Below are 17,880 nucleotides of genomic sequence, written 5' to 3'. Positions count from 1 at the left end.
CTCACAGCACCTTCGCCAGAAACGTCCGGGTCTCGTGCGTGACGACGAGCACCGAGGCCGGCTCGTCGGACAGCAGCAGCCCGGACTCCAGCACGGGGACCCGCACGGGGGCCACCCTTCCCCAGTGCCTGAACGGCCCCGACGGTGCCGCCAGTTGCCCCCCGCCGGACAACTGCCGGGGGTGCGCAACGGGCTTGACCCCGAGCCCGGCCCTCTCCAGCAGCCGGCGCGCGCCCGCCACCGACTCCTTCTCCGGATCGCTCATCGCGCGTTCTCCCTTTCGAGTGAGATGCCCAGGAAGGCCAGCGCCGCCCGGGCGGTGGCGTCGTTCTGCCGGAACGCGGCCCCTCCGGTGCGCGGCCGGGTGAAGGCGCCGGGGGTACGGGCGTCGGTGTACGGGCCGAGCGCGAAGCGCCGCGGATGCGGCCGCCCGGCGCCGTCGAGGATCCGGCCGTCGCCGGGGTCGACCCGCAGCAGTCCGTCGCGGGTCTCGGCGGCGCCGTCGGCATGCAGTTCGCGCAGCAGGCGATCGCGGGCCCGGCCGACGGTGGGCTCGGGCAGCCGGGCCTCGACCAGCGCCCGGGCCTCGACGGCGAAGCCCGGCACGGTGGGACTCGTGGCCCGGAACACCCCGTCCTCGGCGGTGACGGTCATGTCGGCGCCGACGAACCTGAGCAGGCCGGCCCGGGACAGTGCGAGCATCTGCCGCAGCCGGGGTCCGGGCGGCCCGGACGCCAGGTAGCTGAAGAAGCCGTGCCACCAGGGGCCGATGTTCCCGAGGCGGACGAGCTGCCCGTAGACGGAGAGCAGCCCGAGGAAGACGCCGAGATCCGCGCTGTACGAGGCATCGTGACGGCGGCTCAGGTCCGCCTCGGCATACCCCCGCAGGCCCTCCTGGAAGTCCTCGTGGGAGGCGTACCGCACCCCGTCCAGCGGGTGGTCGAGCGCGGTGAGGTCGAGGCGGTCGGCCGGATCCGGCACGGCGGCCGCGACCAGCGCCTGCACCTCGGCGGAGTCGCTCGCGGCTGCGTACTTCTCCTCGAAGTCGGCCCACGCCATCGCCGTACGTTCGGCGTGGGCGGTGAAGAGGCGGTGGTAGTGGGCGAAGCCCAGCTCCTTCTCCACCAGCGGCCACACATCGCGCCTGAAGTCGAGGTCGCCGGGACGGTTCTGCAGGTCCTCGACCTGGGCCGGGCCGAGGAAGCGGGGCAGCGGGGGCCGGTCGCCGGTCCAGTCGTAGCCGATCTTCGCGTGGTACGGCACACCGCGCCGGGAGCCGACGTAGAGCACCGGCTCGCGGCCCGAGGGAACGTAGGTGTCGCCCTCGTACCGCCCGCCGCGCCCCTCGGTGAGCAGCACCATCAGGTCGACGAAGGCCAGACCGAAGCCGCGCACGAGCACGGGTTCGCCGGGCTTCAGCGGGGACAGCTCGCTGTCGGCGGTGAAGTCGGGCGGCAGGTGCACCAGGCCGTGCTCGCGGGCGTGCGCGGCCAACTCTGCATGCTCACCGTCGAGTTGGGCGTCAAGGTGGCCGATCGCGAGGATCACCAGGTCGGCTGGGAGAGGACGCGGGTCGCCCTCCAGCCACACCTGCTGGCGGCCCTCGCGCGGACCGCCGATCCTGACGGCGCGCCGGGGGTGGTGCCGAACGGTGATGCCCTCGGGCAGCTCGGCCCGTGCGCGCTCGTACACCCAGCGCAGATAGCGGCCCTGGAGCTGCCGGTCGGCGAAGGTGCTGCCGTCGAGGCCCGCCCACTCGTGCAGGGTGGGGCCCTCGCGCACCGGGCCGGCCATGAGCACCGTCTCGTCGGTGAACATGGTGACGTCCTCGGCGTGCGAGTTCATCCACAGCAGTGGTGACTGCGCCTGGCGCCAGATGCGGCCGCCGCCCGGCGGGTGCGGGTCGACCAGGTGGATGTCGAGGCCCCGACCGGCGTACAGCTCGGGGGCGTTGGCGGCGATGCGCTCCAGCAGTCCGGTCCCCCGCGGCCCGGCTCCCACGACCACCAGCTGCGGCCTCATCGGGCGTGCTCCGTGCCGCGCGCGTGGTACTTCTCGATGTGGTGCCGGCCGAACGCTGCCGTCCACTGGCCGTACCGGCGCTGCGGGACGATCCGTGGGGCGTTGGCGGGCTGGGGTGTCTTCGCCGCGGTGGTGACTTCGGCGAGGGTGTCGGAAGACATGCGAAGGCTCCGTGACGTGAGCGGAACACGGGTGGTGCCTTCACACGGGCGCGCCGAGCGGCGCGGGTACGGCCGAGCCCCTCAGCAGGACCGTCCACCGAGAGTACGCGGGCGTTTCGGTGCACTGTCAAGGCTGTCCGGACTGTGAGCCGTACGTCTCAGGTCAGTTGACGCGGAACCGGATGCCTGTTCCACTTGGCCCATGCATCCACAGCAGTGGCTGGTCACCCGCTCCCACATCGACTTCGGTCGCGTGTGGTCCTGTTCCTGTTGAGCTGACCCCCTGCGCGCGCCTGCCGTCCGGCGGGCGCCTTCCTCACGTTCTCCCGCTTCTTTCGTCACGCCTTCACACGCGCCCCTCCCCTCGCGCTTCGCACCCTTTTCGCTTCAGGAGATCGCCCACCGACGTGTACGCGCCTTTTCGGACGCTCCCGGATCAGCCCGCCGGAACTGACGAACTGAACGGCACGGTCACAGCCCGCAGTCACAGCAGGAGCAGCACTCACAGCACTCGCAGCACTGACAGGCCTCGCAGCACGACAGATCACAGTCGCAGTCGCAGTCGGCGCAGCAGCCCTCGCGCTTCTTCCGCGACCAGGGGCCCTCGAACTCGTCGGCGCAGCACACCTTGCAGGTGCAGCACAGGCCGAGGGCGGCCGCGCAGCCGGCCCAGAAGCCCCGCTTGTCCGGGTGCGGCGGCTGCCCGCCGAAGGGGTTGCCGTACGGGTGGCCCGGCGCGTTCGGCGCGTGGTGACCGGGCGGCGGTCCGAACGAGGCCTCGGGCGCGTGTCCGCACGAGCGCGTGCCGAACGCGCGGTCCACGGAGCGCTCCAGTTCGTGCACGAGCAGCAGATGGACCAGCTTGCCGTCGGCGAACTCGGCCTCCCGCAGGGCGAGTCGGATGCCGTGCAGGGCGTCGTCGGCGAGTCTGCGGGCCTCGGCGAGGGAGGTGCCGGTGGCGGTGAGCGGGTTCCAGGAGACCGACGCGGCGTCGGCCTCCTGGTCCTCCACGGCGTCCAGCAGATGCGCGAGCCGGCCGAAGAGCCGGCCCGCCTCCGCGAGGGGCTGCGCGTTGCCCGGCCGTCCGGCCAGCACCGCCGTGTGCGCGAAGGCGGCCGCCGTCGCCGTCTCGGTCGGCTCGGTGACCGTCAGGATCGGGGTGCCGTACCCGGCCAGGGTCTCCAGGCCCAGTTGCCGGTCGACGGCCTCGACGAGGACGCCGGTGTCGAAGCCGACCGCGGCGCCGCTGTGGGCGCCTGCCCTGCCCCAGCCCGCGGCGACCCGGCGCGCGGCGGCGGCCATGGGGCGGCGGGCCAGCAGCCCGTCCCGGTCGGCGACATGGTCGCGCACCTTCGCCGCGGCGAGCACCAGCGAGACGGCGGCGGCGAGCCGGGCGCCCTCGCCCTGGGCGACGGACGCGGTGCGCAGCCCGCGCAGCGCGCACGGTCCGGCCGTACGGCGGCCGTCGGCGGTCCGTCCAGCCTGAGCCTCCGTCAGGACCGAGATGAGAAGGCCGTCATAGTTCGTCACAATACGCGCGAGCTGCCCGTGATCGCGGCGCAGGGCGAGACAGAGCCCGCACAAGTGCGCCATCCACTCGGCCTTGAGGCCTTCACCGAGTCGATGAGAGCACGGTCTGACGATTCCGAACACGACGATCCCCCGTGATGTGGTACGACGTTGACGTTCACCCGGACGCACCGATCATCACCCATCCGCCGGTGACTATCATATTTCACTCTCAGTCAGCAGCCGTACGTGTCGCGACCCTTGGGGCACAAGGACTCTCGACGGATCGGCTGTGCACCAGTACCGTCACAAACCCCCCGCGCGGCGTCTATCCACTTGGCGCGCCGTCCGCATCATGGATGACCATAGGGACGCGGAAAGCAGAAAAAGACCGCTGTGAGAGGAGGCGTCCATGGGATCGGTACGCAAGGCGAGTGCGTGGCTCGGCCTCGTCGACGACAACGATGACGAGCGTTACTACGACGACGAGTACTCCGAGGGCACCGAATCCGAGGGCGCCTGGGTCACCGACCCCCGGGTGAAGGTGGCCTCGGACACGGCCGAGGAGAAGGGCCGCCGGATCGGCACGGTCAACCCGGACAGCTTCCGGGACGCCCGCGCCATCGGCGAGCTGTTCCGGGACGGGGTCCCGGTCATCATGAACCTCACCAACATGGAGCCCGGCGACGCCAAGCGGGTCGTGGACTTCGCGGCGGGGCTCATCTTCGGTCTGCGCGGCTCGATCGACCGCGTGTCCAACCGGGTGTTCCTGCTCACGCCGGCCGACACACAGATCATCAGCGGCGAGGCGTCCACGCACCGCGAGGACGGCTTCTTCAACCAGAGCTGAGGCAGGGCCGCTCACCGGCCCTGCCTGCTGACGGGGATCAGCGGAAGGCGTCGAGCCCGGTGAGCGCCTTGCCCAGCACGAGCTGGTGCATCTCGACGGTGCCCTCGTAGGTGAGCACCGACTCGAGGTTGGTGGCGTGCCGCATCACCGGGTATTCCAGGGAGATCCCGTTGGCACCGAGGATCGTCCGCGCCGTACGGCAGATCTCGATGGCCTCGCGGACGTTGTTGAGCTTGCCGAAGCTGACCTGCTCGGGGCGCAGGCGGCCGGCGTCCATCCGCCGCCCGAGATGGTGGGCGAGCAGGATCCCCTTGTGCAGTTCGACCGCCATGTCGGCGAGCTTGGCCTGGGTGAGCTGGAAGCCGCCGATGGGCCGCCCGAACTGCTCCCGCGTCTTCGCGTAGTCGAGCGCCGCCTCGAAGCTGCTGCGCGCCGCGCCCATCGCGCCCCAGACGATGCCGTAGCGGGCATGCGACAGACAGCTGAGTGGTCCGCGCAGTCCGGTGCCCTCCGGGAGTACGGCGTCTGCGGGCAGTCGTACGTCGTCCATCACCAGTTCGCTGGTGACCGAGGCGCGCAGAGACCACTTGTGCTTGATCTCCGGCGCCGAGAAGCCGGGGGTGTCGGTGGGGACGACGAAGCCGCGGATGCCGTCCTCGGTCTGCGCCCAGACGACGGCCACCCCGGCGACCGACCCGTTGGTGATCCACATCTTGCGGCCGCTGAGGACCCAGTCGTCGCCGTCGCGCTTGGCGTGGGTGCGCATGGAGGCGGGGTCGGAGCCGTGGTCGGGCTCGGTCAGCCCGAAGCAGCCGATCACCTCGCCGGCCGCCATGCGGGGCAGCCACTGCCGCTTCTGCTCCTCGCTGCCGAACCGGTGGATCGCGTACATGGCGAGGGAGCCCTGCACGGAGACGAGGGAACGGATGCCGGAATCGGCGGCCTCCAGCTCCAGGCAGGCCAGGCCGTACTGCACGGCACTGGCCCCGGCGCACCCGTATCCGCTGAGCGACATCCCGAGCGCCCCGATCCCGCCGAGCTCCTTCGCGAGCTCACGGATGCCGGGCAGCTCCCCCTTCTCGTACCACTCGGCGACGTAGGGCAGCACACGGTCCGCCGCCCAGGCCCGCACGGTGTCCCGCACGGCCAGGTCTTCCGGTTCCAGCAGGTCGTCGATCCCGAGCGGGTCGGCGGGATCGAAGGGGGGCAACTTCGCGGACGCGGACATGGGACACCCTCCGGCACACAGAAAACTAGCACCGCTAGTCAGTTGTTTGCCGCCGACGTTACGGCGCGGTGTCCCGCACGTCCAGTCCGTCAGGCCGAGACGCCGGACTCCACCACCGCCGCTTCCCGTTGCTGTTCGCTCTCCGCTTCCCTCTCCGCTTCCCTCTCCGCTTCCTTCGCCTCTTCCCTCGGCGCGGGCAGTTCCACCGTCGCCACGGGCTCCGCGCACTGCATGACCCGCGGCAGCCGCAGCGCCATCACCGCGCCCAGCAGCAACAGCACCGCGCTCACCAGCAGCGTCACATGCAGCCCGTGCACGAAGGAGTCCCGCGCGGTCCGGCGCAGTGCCGCCCCGACCGGGCCGCCGAGCCGCCCGGCGACCTCGTAGGCCTCGCCGAGCGAGTGGCCGGCCGCGTCCGAGGCATGCTGGGGAACGCCCGGCACCGAGCGCAGATGCGGCGCGTAGGCCGCGTTCATCACGCTGCCGAGCAGCGCGATGCCGATGCCGGCGCCGAGTTGGTACGAGGTCTCGCCGATCGCCGCCGCACCGCCGGCCTGGTCGGCATGGCACTCGCTGAGCATCGACTCGTACGCGCCGAAGAGCGTGGTCTCCAGACCGAAGCCGAGCAGCACGAAACCGGACAGCAGCAGCGGTGCGTCGTCGGTGCCGCCCATCGCGGTGAGCGTCACGACCGCGGCGGCGGTGAGGCAGAAGCCGAAGCAGACCATCCGGCGCGGTCCGAAGCGGCGCAGCATCCGCGCGCCCGCCAGGCCCGCCGCCATCGCCGCGACGGTCAGGGGCAGCAGCCTCAGGCCGGTCTCCAGCGGGGAGAGCCCGAGCACCAGTTGCAGGTACTGGGCGGCGATCAGCTCCAGGCCGACCAGCGCGAGCATCGCCAGCACGATGCAGCCCACCGAGGTGCTGAACGCAGGCCGGCGGAACATCCGCAGGTCCACCAGCGGATGCGCGAGCCTGCGCTGGCGCCGTACGAAGAGGACGAGGAAGGCCGCGCCGGCCAGCAGCGGCAGCAGGGTGAAGGGACTCGCCGGTGCCTCTCCGCCCCCCAGCCGCTTCACACCGAGGACGACACCGAAGAGGCCGCCGGCCGCCATCAGGGCGCCGACGACGTCCCAGGGGCCGCTCTGCTCCCCGCGCGACTCGGGCAGCAGGATCCGGCCCACCGGGAGGCTGACCAGCATCAGCGGGATGTTGACGAGGAAGACCGCGCCCCACCAGAAGTGCTCCAGCAGGAAACCGCCCAGCAGCGGGCCGACGGCCGCGCCGACTGCGGCCACCGCGCTCCAGATGCCGATCGCGAGCGCGCGCTCGCGCCGGTCGGGGAAGACCTGACGCAGGATCGACAGGGTGGCCGGCATGATCATGGCGCCGCCGACGCCGAGCAGCGCGCGGGCGAGGATCAGCATCTCGGCGGTCTGTGCCAGGGCGGCCACGGCGGAGGCGACGCCGAACAGGCCGTAGCCGAGCAGCAGGACGCGTCTGCGGCCGACCCGGTCGCCGAGGGTGCCGAAGAGGATCAGCAGCGAGGCGCAGACCAGCGGATAGACGTCGACGATCCAGAGCAGTTCTATGGCACTGGGCTTGAGGTCCTCGGTGACGGCGGGGACCGCCACGTGCAGCACGGTCGCGTCGAGGGCGACGAGCAGCAGGCTGACGCAGAGGACGACGAGGACGACCCAGCGGTTGGCACCGGCACCGGCCGCCCGACGGCGCGGCCGTACGGCAGCCGTGGTCGTCCCGGACATGTACGTACCTCCCAGATGTGCCGCGCGGGGCGGACCGACGGGGTGGGGACTCCCTGTCGTACGGCCGGAGAGGAGCGGGGTCTCCGGCCTGCGCAAACCCACGCGGGTGACTCGTCAGCGTACGCGAGTTCACCAGCACGACACGTGGCGGACCTCTCACACGCAGGACGGAACCCGTGTGGCGTACGCCACGTCGGCCCCTCTTGACCACGCCCCGGGGGCCGGTCCGGTTCCGCCGCCCGTCGATAATCGAGTCCGTGACCGATCTTGACACGCGCGTGGCCCCACCCCACGCCCCGCTTCTGCGCCGGGCGGCCCCGGCCGTCCTGGGCTATGCGGCGGTGCGCGCCCTGGGGCTGGTCGTGCTGGCGCTGTGGAGCGCCGCGCGCGGCAAGAGCGCGTACACCCTGCTGACCGCGCGCTGGGACTCGCTGTGGTACACCCGGGTCGCCGGGCCGGGGTACGGCTACGAGGTGCGACTGCCGAACGGCGACGTGCACTCCGACCTCGCGTTCTTTCCGCTGCTGCCATGGCTTGAACGGCTGCTGCACGCGGTCACCCCGCTGTCGTACGCGGACGCCGGTTTCGTCGTCAGCCTGCTCGCCTCGCTCGCCGCGGCCTGCGGGATCTTCGCCGTCGCCGAGCGGGTGTACGGCCCGCGGGTGGGGATGTGCGCGGTCCTGCTGTGGGCGGTGCTGCCGGTCGGGATCGTGCAGTCGATGGCGTACAGCGAGTCACTGTTCACGGCGCTGGCGGCCTGGTCGCTGTACGCGCTGCTGACCGGCCGGTGGATCACCGCGGGCACGCTGGCGGCGCTGGCGGGGCTGACCCGGCCGGTGGGGGCGGCGGTGGTCGCGGCGGTGTGGGTGGCGGGCGTGCTCTCGTTCGTGCGGGACCGGAGCACGATGCACATGCCTGGCGCGCACAATGACGGACGCGCCCCCGCGCCCGCGCTGGGCGCGTCCGGCGGCACGCAAGCCCCCGCTCGCGCACCCGGCGCGCACACCGCTTCCTACAACCCACAGGTCCCTGAAGCACCGGCAGACACCCACGTCCCCTGCGCCCCACCCGCCCCCGTGTGGCGCCGTGTGCTCGGCATGGTGATCGCTCCGCTCGGCGCCGCCGGGTACGTGCTCTGGGTCGGGCAGCGGACCGGAAAAGGAGTGCTCGGGTACCTGGACGTTCAGGCCGGATGGCGCAACGGGTTCGACGGCGGCTATGCGTTCGCACGCTTCGTGGCCGACAAGTTCACGTCGTTTCCGTCCGCGTTCGCCGGGGCCGGCCTGATCATCGGGGTGGCCCTGCTGCTGTGGCTGTACGCGACCGGCGTCCGAAGGCGTCAGCCGGTCGAACTACTGGTGTACACGGGGGTCGTCCTCGCCCTCGCCCTGTGCGCGTCGAGCTACTTCGGCTCCAAGCCGCGGCTGCTGATGCCCGCCTTCCCCGTGCTGCTGCCGCTCGCCTGCTCCCTCGCCCGGCTGCGCACGTCCCGATCCGTGCTGGTCACGGCGGGGTTGGCGGTCGCCACGGCGGTCTACGGGGCGTTCTGGCTGAACGGCTCCGGTCCTCCATGATCGACTTCTCCGGCCGATGACGCCCCGGAAAATTCCGCCCCAGGACCGGGTTAACGCATTCATAAGCGCCATATAAACAACGCCCGGCATGATCAAAGGAATTGAAGAGAACGGCCTCACAGGATTGCGGAATGCCTGGAATTCGGGCCGCGCTTGAGAGGTTTCCCACATCACATCGTCATCACAAACCCGCTGTTTCGACCGGGACCACAGCTCACCCGCTGTAACGTCGATTGGGTGCGTACCGAACGAAACCTCACCCGGCGTCTGGACCGGGTGTTCGCCAGACTCGACCGTGAGCCGGAACGACCGGCCCACATCGATGTGCCAAGTATGAGCCGGCACCGGGTCGTTCTCTTCACCGCGACCCTGGCTTTCTACCTGGCGATCGTGTGGGCCGTGGTGATCACGTCCTGGCTGGTCCGGCTCGACTGGCAGGTCATGTTCTTCCGGCCGTACCAGCAGTGGCCGCAGATCCACGCCTTCCTCGACTACTACGTGGTGCTCGGCCAGCGCGGCCCCACCGCGGTGATGGTCGCGGCCTGGCTCGGCTGGCGCTCCTGGCGGCAGCACACGCTGCGCCCGCTGCTCACCCTGGCCACCTCGCTGCTGCTGCTGAACATCACGGTCGGCGCCGCCAAGCTCGGCATGGGGCGCCTCGGTCCGCACTACGCGACCGTGATCGGCTCGAACGAGATGGGCCTGGGCGGCGATATATTCCCCAGCGGCCACACCGCCAACGCGGTGGTGACCTGGGGCATCCTGGCCTATCTGGCCTCCACCCCGAGAGCGCGCCGCTGGCTGTCGGCGCTGTCCGCGATCACGTCGCTGGGCGTCGGCCTCACCACCGTCTACCTCGGTACGCACTGGCTGAGCGACGTGCTGCTGGGCTGGGCCGCCGGTCTGCTGATCCTGCTCGCCCTGCCGTGGTTCGAGCCGCTGATCGCCAGGGCCGAGACCGCGCTGTTCGATCTGCGCGACCGCTGGCGCGCCCGCCGCGGCCGTCCCGTGCCCGAACCGGCCGTGCCGGTCACGCCGGTGGTGCTCAGGCCGCTCGGCACACCGGCCGAGCAGCCGGCCCCGGCGCGCGAGCCGGTCGCCTCGACCCGTGCCTCCAGAGGTCCGGCGCATCTGGCCCCGGGACCGCACACGACCCGGTCGGAACGCACTCCGGTCACCCCGGCGGGCAGCCGCCGCCCGCCGCACGCCGACCGCCTCCCGCGCGGCACGACCCAGCCGGCCCGGCCGTGACGCGCCGCTGACGCCCGGGCCCGGTACGCACAACGGCCCCGCGCACACGACGAAGGCCCCGCTTCCCGGAGGAGGGAAACGGGGCCTTCGCCCTGCATGTGCACAAAAGGCGCGGCCCTCAGCCCTTCCAGGCACGGGCCACCACGCCGTCCCGCACCTCGAAGTTCAGCCGGCCCGCCCGGTACTCCATGGTGATGATCGCACCCGGCGGCAGCGACCGTACCGTCGGCCATCCCCGGTCCCGAGCGAGCCGCTCGGCGTGCTCGGCGTCGAGGCCGACGTACCCGTCCGGACTGTCCTGGGGCTCCGCTGGCGGAGTGGGAATCGGTGGCATGCCGCCACGCTACCGCGCAGTGCAAGGTAAGAGCCGTATCCGGCTACCGTCACACTTCTGTCACAGCTGTACGGCCGCGTTTCCCTCGAACCTGGTCACACGTACGGGCGTTTCGGGAAGAGCCGCCGGGATAATCGAACAGAATTGACGCGCCCTCTGAGCAGCCCGTCGAATTACCCGGCGGAGAGTTCCACTCCCGGGATCCGGACGGGTCCATGTATGTGATTACCCGCGCAATCCGGCAGTGATGCCAGGGCATCTGACGCCGCATGGGAATATTCACGGATTCAGCACATCAACGCCGTACGCCCCCTGTCGGAGCGGATGACCCCGCGAGCATCATGGCGCCGGTCTGCGGGTAGGCGTGCCGCGGCGGGCCCGGGCGCGACGATGCGAAGAGGCGGCGAAGCGATGGGGACGGAGACCGCGGGGGCGACGGCAGGGCCGGTGCGCGGCAGGGACCGGGCCGGCCGGGTGGTGGTCGACTGGCTCACCACCACCGACCACAAGAAGATCGGGCATCTGTACCTGATCACTGCGTTCGGCTTCTTCCTGGCCGGCGGTGTCATGGCGCTGCTGATGCGTGCCGAACTGGCCCGGCCGGGACTGCAGATCATGAGCGACGAGGAGTACAACCAGCTGTTCACGCTGCACGGCACGATCATGCTGCTGCTCTTCGCGACCCCGAGCTTCGCGGGCTTCGCCAACGAGCTGATGCCGTTGCAGATAGGCGCGCCGGACGTGGCGTTCCCGCGGCTGAACATGCTGTCGTACTGGCTGTTCGCCTTCGGCGGGCTGATCGTGCTCGGCTCACTGTTCACCCCGGACGGGCCCGCGGCCTTCGGCTGGTTCGCCTACGCGCCGCTCAACGGCTCACTGCACTCCCCCGGCGTCGGTCCGGATCTGTGGATCATGGGGCTGGCGCTGTCCGGCTTCGGGACGATCCTGGGCGCGGTCAACTTCGTCACCACGATCGTCGGGATGCGCGCGCCGGGCATGACGATGTTCCGGATGCCGATCTTCACCTGGAACACACTGTTCACGTCGATCCTGATCCTTCTGGCGTTCCCGGTGCTGGCGGCGGCGCTGCTGGTGCTGGAGGCGGACCGGCGGTTCGGCTCGCAGGTGTTCGAGGCGGCGAACGGCGGGGCGCTGCTGTGGCAGCACCTGTTCTGGTTCTTCGGGCATCCCGAGGTGTACATCATCGCGCTGCCGTTCTTCGGGATCATCACGGAGATCATCCCGGTGTTCAGCCGTAAGCCGATCTTCGGGTATCTGACGCTGGTCGCCGCGACGACGGCGATCACCGGGCTGTCGGTCGTGGTGTGGGCTCACCACATGTTCGCCACGGGTGCGGTGTTGCTGCCGTTCTTCTCCTTCATGTCGTTCCTGATCGCGGTGCCGACGGGCGTGAAGTTCTTCAACTGGACCGGCACGATGCTGGGCGGCTCGCTGTCCTTCGAGACGCCGATGCTGTGGGCGACGGGCTTCCTGGTGACCTTCCTGTTCGGCGGCCTGACCGGGGTGATCCTGGCGTCCCCGCCGCTGGACTTCCACGTCACGGACTCGTACTTCGTCGTCGCGCACTTCCACTACGTCGTGTTCGGCACGGTCGTCTTCGCGGTCTTCGGCGGCTTCTACTTCTGGTGGCCGAAGTTCACCGGGAAGATGCTGGACGAGCGGCTGGGGAAGATCCAGTTCTGGACCTTGTTCGTCGGCTTCCACACCACGTTCCTGGTGCAGCACTGGCTGGGCGCCGAGGGCATGCCGCGCCGGTACGCCGACTATCTGGCGGCCGACGGCTTCACTGCGCTCAACACCATCTCGTCGATCGGCGCGTTCCTGCTGGGCCTTTCGACGCTGCCGTTCCTCTACAACGTCTGGAAGACCGCCAGGTACGGCCAGAAGGTCGAGACCGACGACCCCTGGGGCTACGGCCGCTCCCTGGAGTGGGCGACCTCCTGCCCGCCGCCCCGGCACAACTTCAACGCGCTGCCCCGGATCCGCTCGGAGTCCCCGGCGTTCGACCTGCATCACCCGGAGTACGCGGCGAAGGAGCAGGTGCCGCGGTCCGCGCCAGCGCCGCATCGAGCCGGTCCCGGATCCTCCTGATCTCCTCGGTCAGCCCGGCGGGCTCGATCACCTCGAACGTGAAGCCGGTCATCATGATGTGAATGACCATCACCTCAAGGTTCGGCGCCCCGCTGCGCAGGACGCAGGCGTCCTCCCCGTCGGCCTCCAGCGTCCCGGCCGACGGCGAGATCCGCTCGGCGGCCTCGTGCAGCGGCACCAGCAGCCGTACCGCGGAATGCGTGGCGTACGCGCGCGTGGAGACGCCCTTCGAGACGTAGGCGGCCAGGTCCTCCGCGGGCGGCTCGCGCGGGGTGAAGCGGGGCCCGTGCGGTGGTGTGGGGGTGATGCGGTCGACGCGGAAGGTGCGCCAGTCCGCCCGGTCGACGTCCCAGGCGACCAGGTACCAGCGCCGCTCGGTGCACACCAGCCGGTGGGGCTCGACGGTACGGCGGCTGTCCGCGCCGTCGTGCGTGCGGTACGCGAAGCGCAGCCGCTCGGCGTCCCGGCACAGGTTGGCCAGTTCGGTGAGGAGCGCCGGGTCGACGTCCGCGGCCGGCGGGCCGCCGCGCAGCATCGGCACGGTGAAGGCGCCCAGGGCGCTCACCCGGCGGCGCAGCCGGCCCGGCAGCACCTGTTCCAGCTTGGCGAGGGCCCGTACGGAGGTCTCGCCGATGCCCTCGATGCCCTGCCCGGCGGCGGTGCGCAGGCCGACGGCGACGGCCACGGCCTCGTCGTCGTCCAGCAGCAGCGGCGGGAGTGCGGCGCCCGCGCCCAGCTGGTAGCCGCCGCCGGTGCCGGGGCTGGCGTTGACCGGGTAGCCGAGCTCGCGCAGCCGGTCCACGTCCCGGCGGACCGTGCGCGTCGTGACGCCGAGCCGGTCGGCGAGTTCGGCGCCGGACCACTCGCGGTGGGCCTGGAGCAGCGAGAGCAGCCGCAGCAGACGTGCCGAGGTCTCCAACATGGGGCCGAGTCTGTCAGGGACCGCGGACAGCCGCTGTCCTCGACGGACAGCGGCTGTTCTGCGCGGGTGCCCGGTGCTCAGAGCGCGAGGCGCTGGCCGGGCACGATCAGGTTCGGGTCGTCGCCGATGACCTTCTTGTTGCCGGCGTAGATCCGCTGCCAGGTGGTGCCGTGCCGCTCGGCGATGGCGCTCAGGGTGTCGCCCTCGCGGACGGTGTAGTCACCCGTGCCGCGGGACTCGCTGCGGTTGGTGTGGCCGGCCGGACGTTGCGGTGCCTTCGCCGGGGCGGACTTCGTCGTCACGCTGCCCTTGTCGACGCTCGTACCGGTGGTCGCGGACGCCGGGGCGGCGCCGGAGGCTCCCGCGCGGCCCGAGCAGACCGGCCAGGCGCCCCAGCCCTGGGCCTGCTGGACCTTGGTGGCGACGGCGATCTGCGCTTCCCTGGAGGCCTGGTCGGCCGTCGGGGCGTAGGCGGTGCCGCCGTACGCGCGCCAGGTGCCGGCGGAGAACTGGAGCCCGCCGTAGTAGCCGTTGCCGGTGTTGATGTGCCAGTTGCCGCCGCTCTCGCACTGGGCGATGCGGTCCCACACTCCGTTGTCCGCCGCGACGGCGTTGCCGGTGGCGGCCAGCAGTCCCAGCGGGGCCAGCAGCGCGGCCCCGGCCAGCGCGGCCGTGGTACGGCCCTTGCGGGCGCCGTCGGGACGGGCGGTGTTGCGGGTGGTATCGGCACACTCGGACATGTAATTCCCTCTCCACGAACCCGGGTTCCCCCGGGCGGAGCACGGCTCGCCGCGCAGGAGCGCGGTTGCTCGTGCCCGCCCCGTCCGCGTGACCGGTGCCGGCGGTGGTGCTGTGCCGGTGCCGGGTGTCGGACGTACCCGAGCGGTGCTCGTTGCACACGGCGGAGGAATGTAGGGAGGACGAGCGGTCGGAATCAACCAACTCCTTGTCATTCCAGGCCAGTTGCCGGTTACCGCGGGTATCGGCGATTTTCGGCCACCCACTACATTCTCTGATTTCCGGATTTGTCGACCAACGGCAGGAGCGATCTGTGATTCACTTCACCCCGTCAAGTTCCTTGAGGCGGCCACGAGTTGACCGTGAGTAGCACATTCCGGACCGGCGGTGACCGTATGCGCTGGTTGGTTCGAACCGGTCGCACCCGGGGCGTGACTCCCACCACAGGACGTCCGTTGTCTTCTTCATGAGCCCGGGACCCCGGAACTCAGCGGCCGGGAGCCACCCGGCCGACCCCAGCACGCATCCCGAGGGAGCCATCGTGCCGCGCATGCTCGACGTCAGTGACGCCGTACGCGCCGAGATCGGCGACGAAGAAGCCGACCGGCTGCTCGCCGGAGAGAACGCCCCGGGCAGTTACGACTGCACGTCCTGCCGCACCCCGGGCGACTCCGAGCAGGAGCGCACCAGCACCGTTCTGTTCGTCGGCGACGAGACCGCCGTCCTCGCCTTCGCCCACGCCAGCTGCCTGCCCTCGCAGGTCGTACAGGTCACCGAGGAGCAGCTGCAGGGTGCCGTCCGGTCCATCGGCGGCGTCGGCGCCGCCCCGGGCGAGCCGCGACAGGCCGCGCCCGAGCAGGCGGTGCTCGGCGTGACCAGCGGGCTCGTCCTGATCGAGGGCGAACTGCACCCCGCGCTCGTCGTCGAGCCCACCTCGCCGATCGTGCGCCCGGGCTCCACCGGCGCCGGCGACGACTTCCTCCCGCTCCTCATCGAACAGGGGTTCATGCCGCTGACGGAGCTGGCGTCCGTGCCGCCGGTGCTGCACGGCTGGTCGGTCCTGCTGGCCGTGGGCCGGCTGCACGCGGTGCTGCAGCCCTCGGCGCACGGCGGGCAGCCGGTCGCCTGGTGGCAGGCGCATCAGCCGCTGCAGGTCACGGACAGCTGGCGGGCCGCCGCGAACAAGCACCAGCAGGTTCTGCTGTTCGCGGCGCCGGTGGGGTCGATCGGGCGGCAGCCGCGGGAGGATCTGCTGCGGGAGTCCCTCGACAAGGCCGCGGCCAGCGGGAAGCTGGTCGCGGCGGCGCTTCCGCTCGCGGGTACCTGATCATCCCGCCCGAGGGACGAGGGTTGCGCGTCGCCGGCGCCCCGGCACCCCCCAGGGGGTTGCACAACCGCATCTCTTTGACGCCCCGGTCGTTTGGACACACGTGCACGCATACGACATTCCTCCCCCACGCCGGTCCGCCTTCGGCTCCGTTCCGTCCGCTCGGACGACGCAGGACGGGGTCGGGAGCGCCTCGGCGACGCCGATCTACGACATGCTCTACGCGGAGTGGGTCAAGACCTTCCGCACGTTGCCCGGTGACCGCAGCGGGGAGGAGGGGCTGAGGTTCAGTCCCTTCGGTCTCCTGCAGGACCGTACGGGCACCTATGCCACCGGCCCGTACGGCGGCCACCGGCCGGGGTCGTTCAGCAGCTCGTACAGCGCCTACAGCGCCGGGGCCTACAGCGCGCGGCAGCAGTCGCAGTGGCAGCGGGTCGGCGGCCTCGGGCGGCAGCAGGACACCGGGATGCAGCATGTTCCGGCGGCGCTGCCTCCAGGGCCGCGCCGGGGCGTGTGACCCGCGCACGGTGAAGGGCGGCACCTGGATCTCCAGGGGCCGCCCTTGACGTCGTACCGCCGTTACTTCTTCTTCGCCCCGCGCTTCTCGCGCACCCGCACGGAGATGTGGATCGGGGTGCCCTCGAAGCCGAACTCCTCGCGCAGGCGGCGCTCGATGAAGCGCCGGTAGCCCGCCTCGATGAAGCCGGAGGCGAAGAGGACGAAGCGCGGGGGCTTGGTGCCGGCCTGGGTGCCGAACAGGATGCGCGGCTGCTTGCCGCCCCGGATCGGGTGCGGGTGGGCGGAGACCAGCTCGCCGAGGAAGGCGTTCAGGCGCCCGGTGGGGACGCGGGTCTCCCAGCCGGCCAGCGCGGTCTCGATGGCCGGGACCAGCTTCTCCATGTGGCGGCCGGTGCGCGCCGAGACGTTCACGCGCGGGGCCCAGGCGACCTGGCCCAGCTCGGTCTCGATCTCCCGCTCCAGGTAGTAGCGGCGCTCCTCGTCGAGGGTGTCCCACTTGTTGTAGGCGATGACGACCGCGCGGCCCGCCTCGACGGCCATGGTGACGATCCGCTGGTCCTGCACGGAGATGTTCTCGGAGGCGTCGATCAGGATGACGGCGACCTCCGCCTTCTCCACGGCCGCCGCCGTGCGCAGGGAGGCGTAGTAGTCGGCGCCCTGCTGGAGGTGGACGCGCTTGCGGATGCCCGCCGTGTCGACGAACTTCCAGGTCACGCCGCCCAGTTCGATCAGCTCGTCGACCGGGTCGCGGGTGGTGCCCGCCAGTTCGTTGACGACGACGCGCTCCTCGCCCGCCACCTTGTTCAGCAGGGAGGACTTGCCGACGTTCGGCCGGCCGATGAGGGCGATCCGGCGCGGGCCGCCGATGCCGCCCCCGCCGAAGGTCTGGCGCGGCGCGGCCGGCAGCACCTCGAGCACGGCGTCCAGCATGTCGCCGGTGCCACGGCCGTGCAGCGCCGAGACGGGGTGCGGTTCGCCGAGGCCGAGGCTCCACAGATAGGCCGCGTCGGCCTCGCCGCTCGGGCCGTCGACCTTGTTGGCGCACAGCACGACCGGCTTGCCGGCCTTGCGCAGCAGCCGTACGACCGCCTCGTCGGTGTCGGTCGCGCCGACCTTGGCGTCCACGACGAAGACGACCGCGTCGGCCGCCTCGATCGCGTACTCGGCCTGGGCGGCCACGGAGGCGTCGATGCCGAGGACGTCCTGCTCCCAGCCGCCGGTGTCGACGACCTTGAAGCGGCGGCCGGCCCATTCGGCCTCGTAGGTGACGCGGTCGCGGGTGACGCCCGGCTTGTCCTCGACGACCGCCTCACGGCGGCCGATGATCCGGTTCACCAGGGTCGACTTGCCGACATTGGGGCGGCCGACGACGGCGAGCACGGGCAGCGGACCGTGGCCCGCCGCCTCGATGGCGCCCTCGACGTCCTCGATGTCGAAGCCCTCTTCCGCGGCGAGCTCCATGAACTCCGCGTACTCGGCGTCGCCGAGAGCCCCGTGGTCGTACTCGTGCTCAGCCGAGTCGCCGGGCTGGATGTCGTCGTTCATGTAGTCCGTACCTCGTCGTTCATTG

15 protein-coding genes and 1 pseudogene are annotated in these 17,880 nt (G+C 71.2%); 6 read left to right on the top strand and 10 right to left on the bottom strand.

All coding sequences use genetic code 11. The features are described 5' to 3' along the window. Window position 1 precedes the first annotated feature (1 nt). From ACWGJ5_RS16470 to ACWGJ5_RS16455, 4 genes are all read right to left on the bottom strand, one after another. Entirely contained in the window at window positions 2-265 is a 264-nt protein-coding gene (locus ACWGJ5_RS16470; RefSeq protein ID WP_453310415.1) for a hypothetical protein, read from the bottom strand. Then, a complete protein-coding gene (locus ACWGJ5_RS16465) occupies window positions 262-2,022 on the bottom strand; it encodes an FAD/NAD(P)-binding protein (protein ID WP_453310414.1) in 1,761 nt (586 codons plus the stop codon). Before ACWGJ5_RS16465 ends, ACWGJ5_RS16470 begins: the two co-directional genes overlap by 4 nt. After that, entirely contained in the window at window positions 2,019-2,183 is a 165-nt protein-coding gene (locus ACWGJ5_RS16460; protein WP_453310413.1) for a hypothetical protein, read from the bottom strand. Before ACWGJ5_RS16460 ends, ACWGJ5_RS16465 begins: the two co-directional genes overlap by 4 nt. Window positions 2,184-2,654: 471 nt before the next feature. Continuing rightward, the gene (locus ACWGJ5_RS16455; RefSeq protein WP_453310412.1) at window positions 2,655-3,836 is read right to left on the bottom strand and encodes a DUF5685 family protein; all 1,182 of its coding nucleotides are present in this window, start codon (window positions 3,834-3,836) and stop codon (window positions 2,655-2,657) included. A gap of 268 nt (window positions 3,837-4,104) precedes the next feature. Between ACWGJ5_RS16455 and ACWGJ5_RS16450 the strand changes: the two genes are divergently transcribed. Continuing rightward, entirely contained in the window at window positions 4,105-4,542 is a 438-nt protein-coding gene (locus tag ACWGJ5_RS16450) for a cell division protein SepF (protein WP_228618457.1), read from the top strand. Between the two features lie 37 nt (window positions 4,543-4,579). Here ACWGJ5_RS16450 and ACWGJ5_RS16445 read toward each other — a convergent pair whose 3' ends face one another. Further along, window positions 4,580-5,770 carry an acyl-CoA dehydrogenase family protein gene (locus tag ACWGJ5_RS16445; protein ID WP_453310411.1) on the bottom strand — a complete coding sequence of 397 codons (1,191 nt, stop codon included), beginning with the start codon at window positions 5,768-5,770 and terminating at the stop codon, window positions 4,580-4,582. A gap of 89 nt (window positions 5,771-5,859) precedes the next feature. Continuing rightward, entirely contained in the window at window positions 5,860-7,533 is a 1,674-nt protein-coding gene (locus ACWGJ5_RS16440) for an MFS transporter (RefSeq protein ID WP_453310410.1), read from the bottom strand. A gap of 257 nt (window positions 7,534-7,790) precedes the next feature. Here ACWGJ5_RS16440 and ACWGJ5_RS16435 point away from each other — a divergent pair, with 257 nt between their 5' ends. Further along, window positions 7,791-9,107, top strand: coding sequence for a glycosyltransferase family 39 protein (locus tag ACWGJ5_RS16435; RefSeq protein WP_453310409.1), 1,317 nt, complete (start codon window positions 7,791-7,793; stop codon window positions 9,105-9,107). Window positions 9,108-9,344: 237 nt separating this feature from the next. After that, complete coding sequence (locus tag ACWGJ5_RS16430; RefSeq protein ID WP_453310408.1) at window positions 9,345-10,358, top strand: phosphatase PAP2 family protein; 1,014 nt, start codon at window positions 9,345-9,347, stop codon at window positions 10,356-10,358. A 118-nt stretch (window positions 10,359-10,476) separates the two neighbouring features. On the opposite strand, the gene ACWGJ5_RS16425 is transcribed toward ACWGJ5_RS16430, so the two are convergent. Further along, complete coding sequence (locus tag ACWGJ5_RS16425; RefSeq protein ID WP_453310407.1) at window positions 10,477-10,692, bottom strand: I78 family peptidase inhibitor; 216 nt, start codon at window positions 10,690-10,692, stop codon at window positions 10,477-10,479. A gap of 411 nt (window positions 10,693-11,103) precedes the next feature. Between ACWGJ5_RS16425 and ctaD the strand changes: the two are divergent. After that, a pseudogene (gene ctaD / locus ACWGJ5_RS16420) lies at window positions 11,104-12,789 on the top strand (aa3-type cytochrome oxidase subunit I); the annotation flags it as partial. On the opposite strand, the gene ACWGJ5_RS16415 reads toward ctaD, so the two are convergent. Further along, window positions 12,677-13,726: a helix-turn-helix transcriptional regulator gene (locus ACWGJ5_RS16415; RefSeq protein ID WP_453310406.1), complete on the bottom strand. Its 1,050-nt coding sequence runs from the start codon at window positions 13,724-13,726 to the stop codon at window positions 12,677-12,679. The pseudogene ctaD and the gene ACWGJ5_RS16415 sit on opposite strands and share 113 nt — an antisense overlap. 77 nt (window positions 13,727-13,803) lie before the next feature. Beyond that, window positions 13,804-14,466 carry a transglycosylase family protein gene (locus ACWGJ5_RS16410; RefSeq protein ID WP_453310405.1) on the bottom strand — a complete coding sequence of 221 codons (663 nt, stop codon included), beginning with the start codon at window positions 14,464-14,466 and terminating at the stop codon, window positions 13,804-13,806. A gap of 539 nt (window positions 14,467-15,005) precedes the next feature. Here ACWGJ5_RS16410 and ACWGJ5_RS16405 point away from each other — a divergent pair. Together ACWGJ5_RS16405 and ACWGJ5_RS16400 are read left to right on the top strand one after the other, a co-directional pair. After that, complete coding sequence (locus ACWGJ5_RS16405) at window positions 15,006-15,791, top strand: hypothetical protein (protein WP_453310404.1); 786 nt, start codon at window positions 15,006-15,008, stop codon at window positions 15,789-15,791. A gap of 103 nt (window positions 15,792-15,894) precedes the next feature. Then, window positions 15,895-16,308 (top strand): hypothetical protein, encoded by a 414-nt coding sequence (locus tag ACWGJ5_RS16400; RefSeq protein WP_453310403.1) that lies wholly within the window; start codon window positions 15,895-15,897, stop codon window positions 16,306-16,308. A gap of 62 nt (window positions 16,309-16,370) precedes the next feature. On the opposite strand, the gene der is transcribed toward ACWGJ5_RS16400, so the two are convergent. Beyond that, entirely contained in the window at window positions 16,371-17,855 is a 1,485-nt protein-coding gene (der, locus tag ACWGJ5_RS16395) for a ribosome biogenesis GTPase Der (protein WP_453310402.1), read from the bottom strand. Between the last annotated feature and the right edge of the window lie 25 nt (window positions 17,856-17,880).

This window comes from Streptomyces sp. NPDC054783 (genome assembly GCF_053611725.1).
This window is presented reverse-complemented; position numbering and strand designations above follow the sequence as displayed.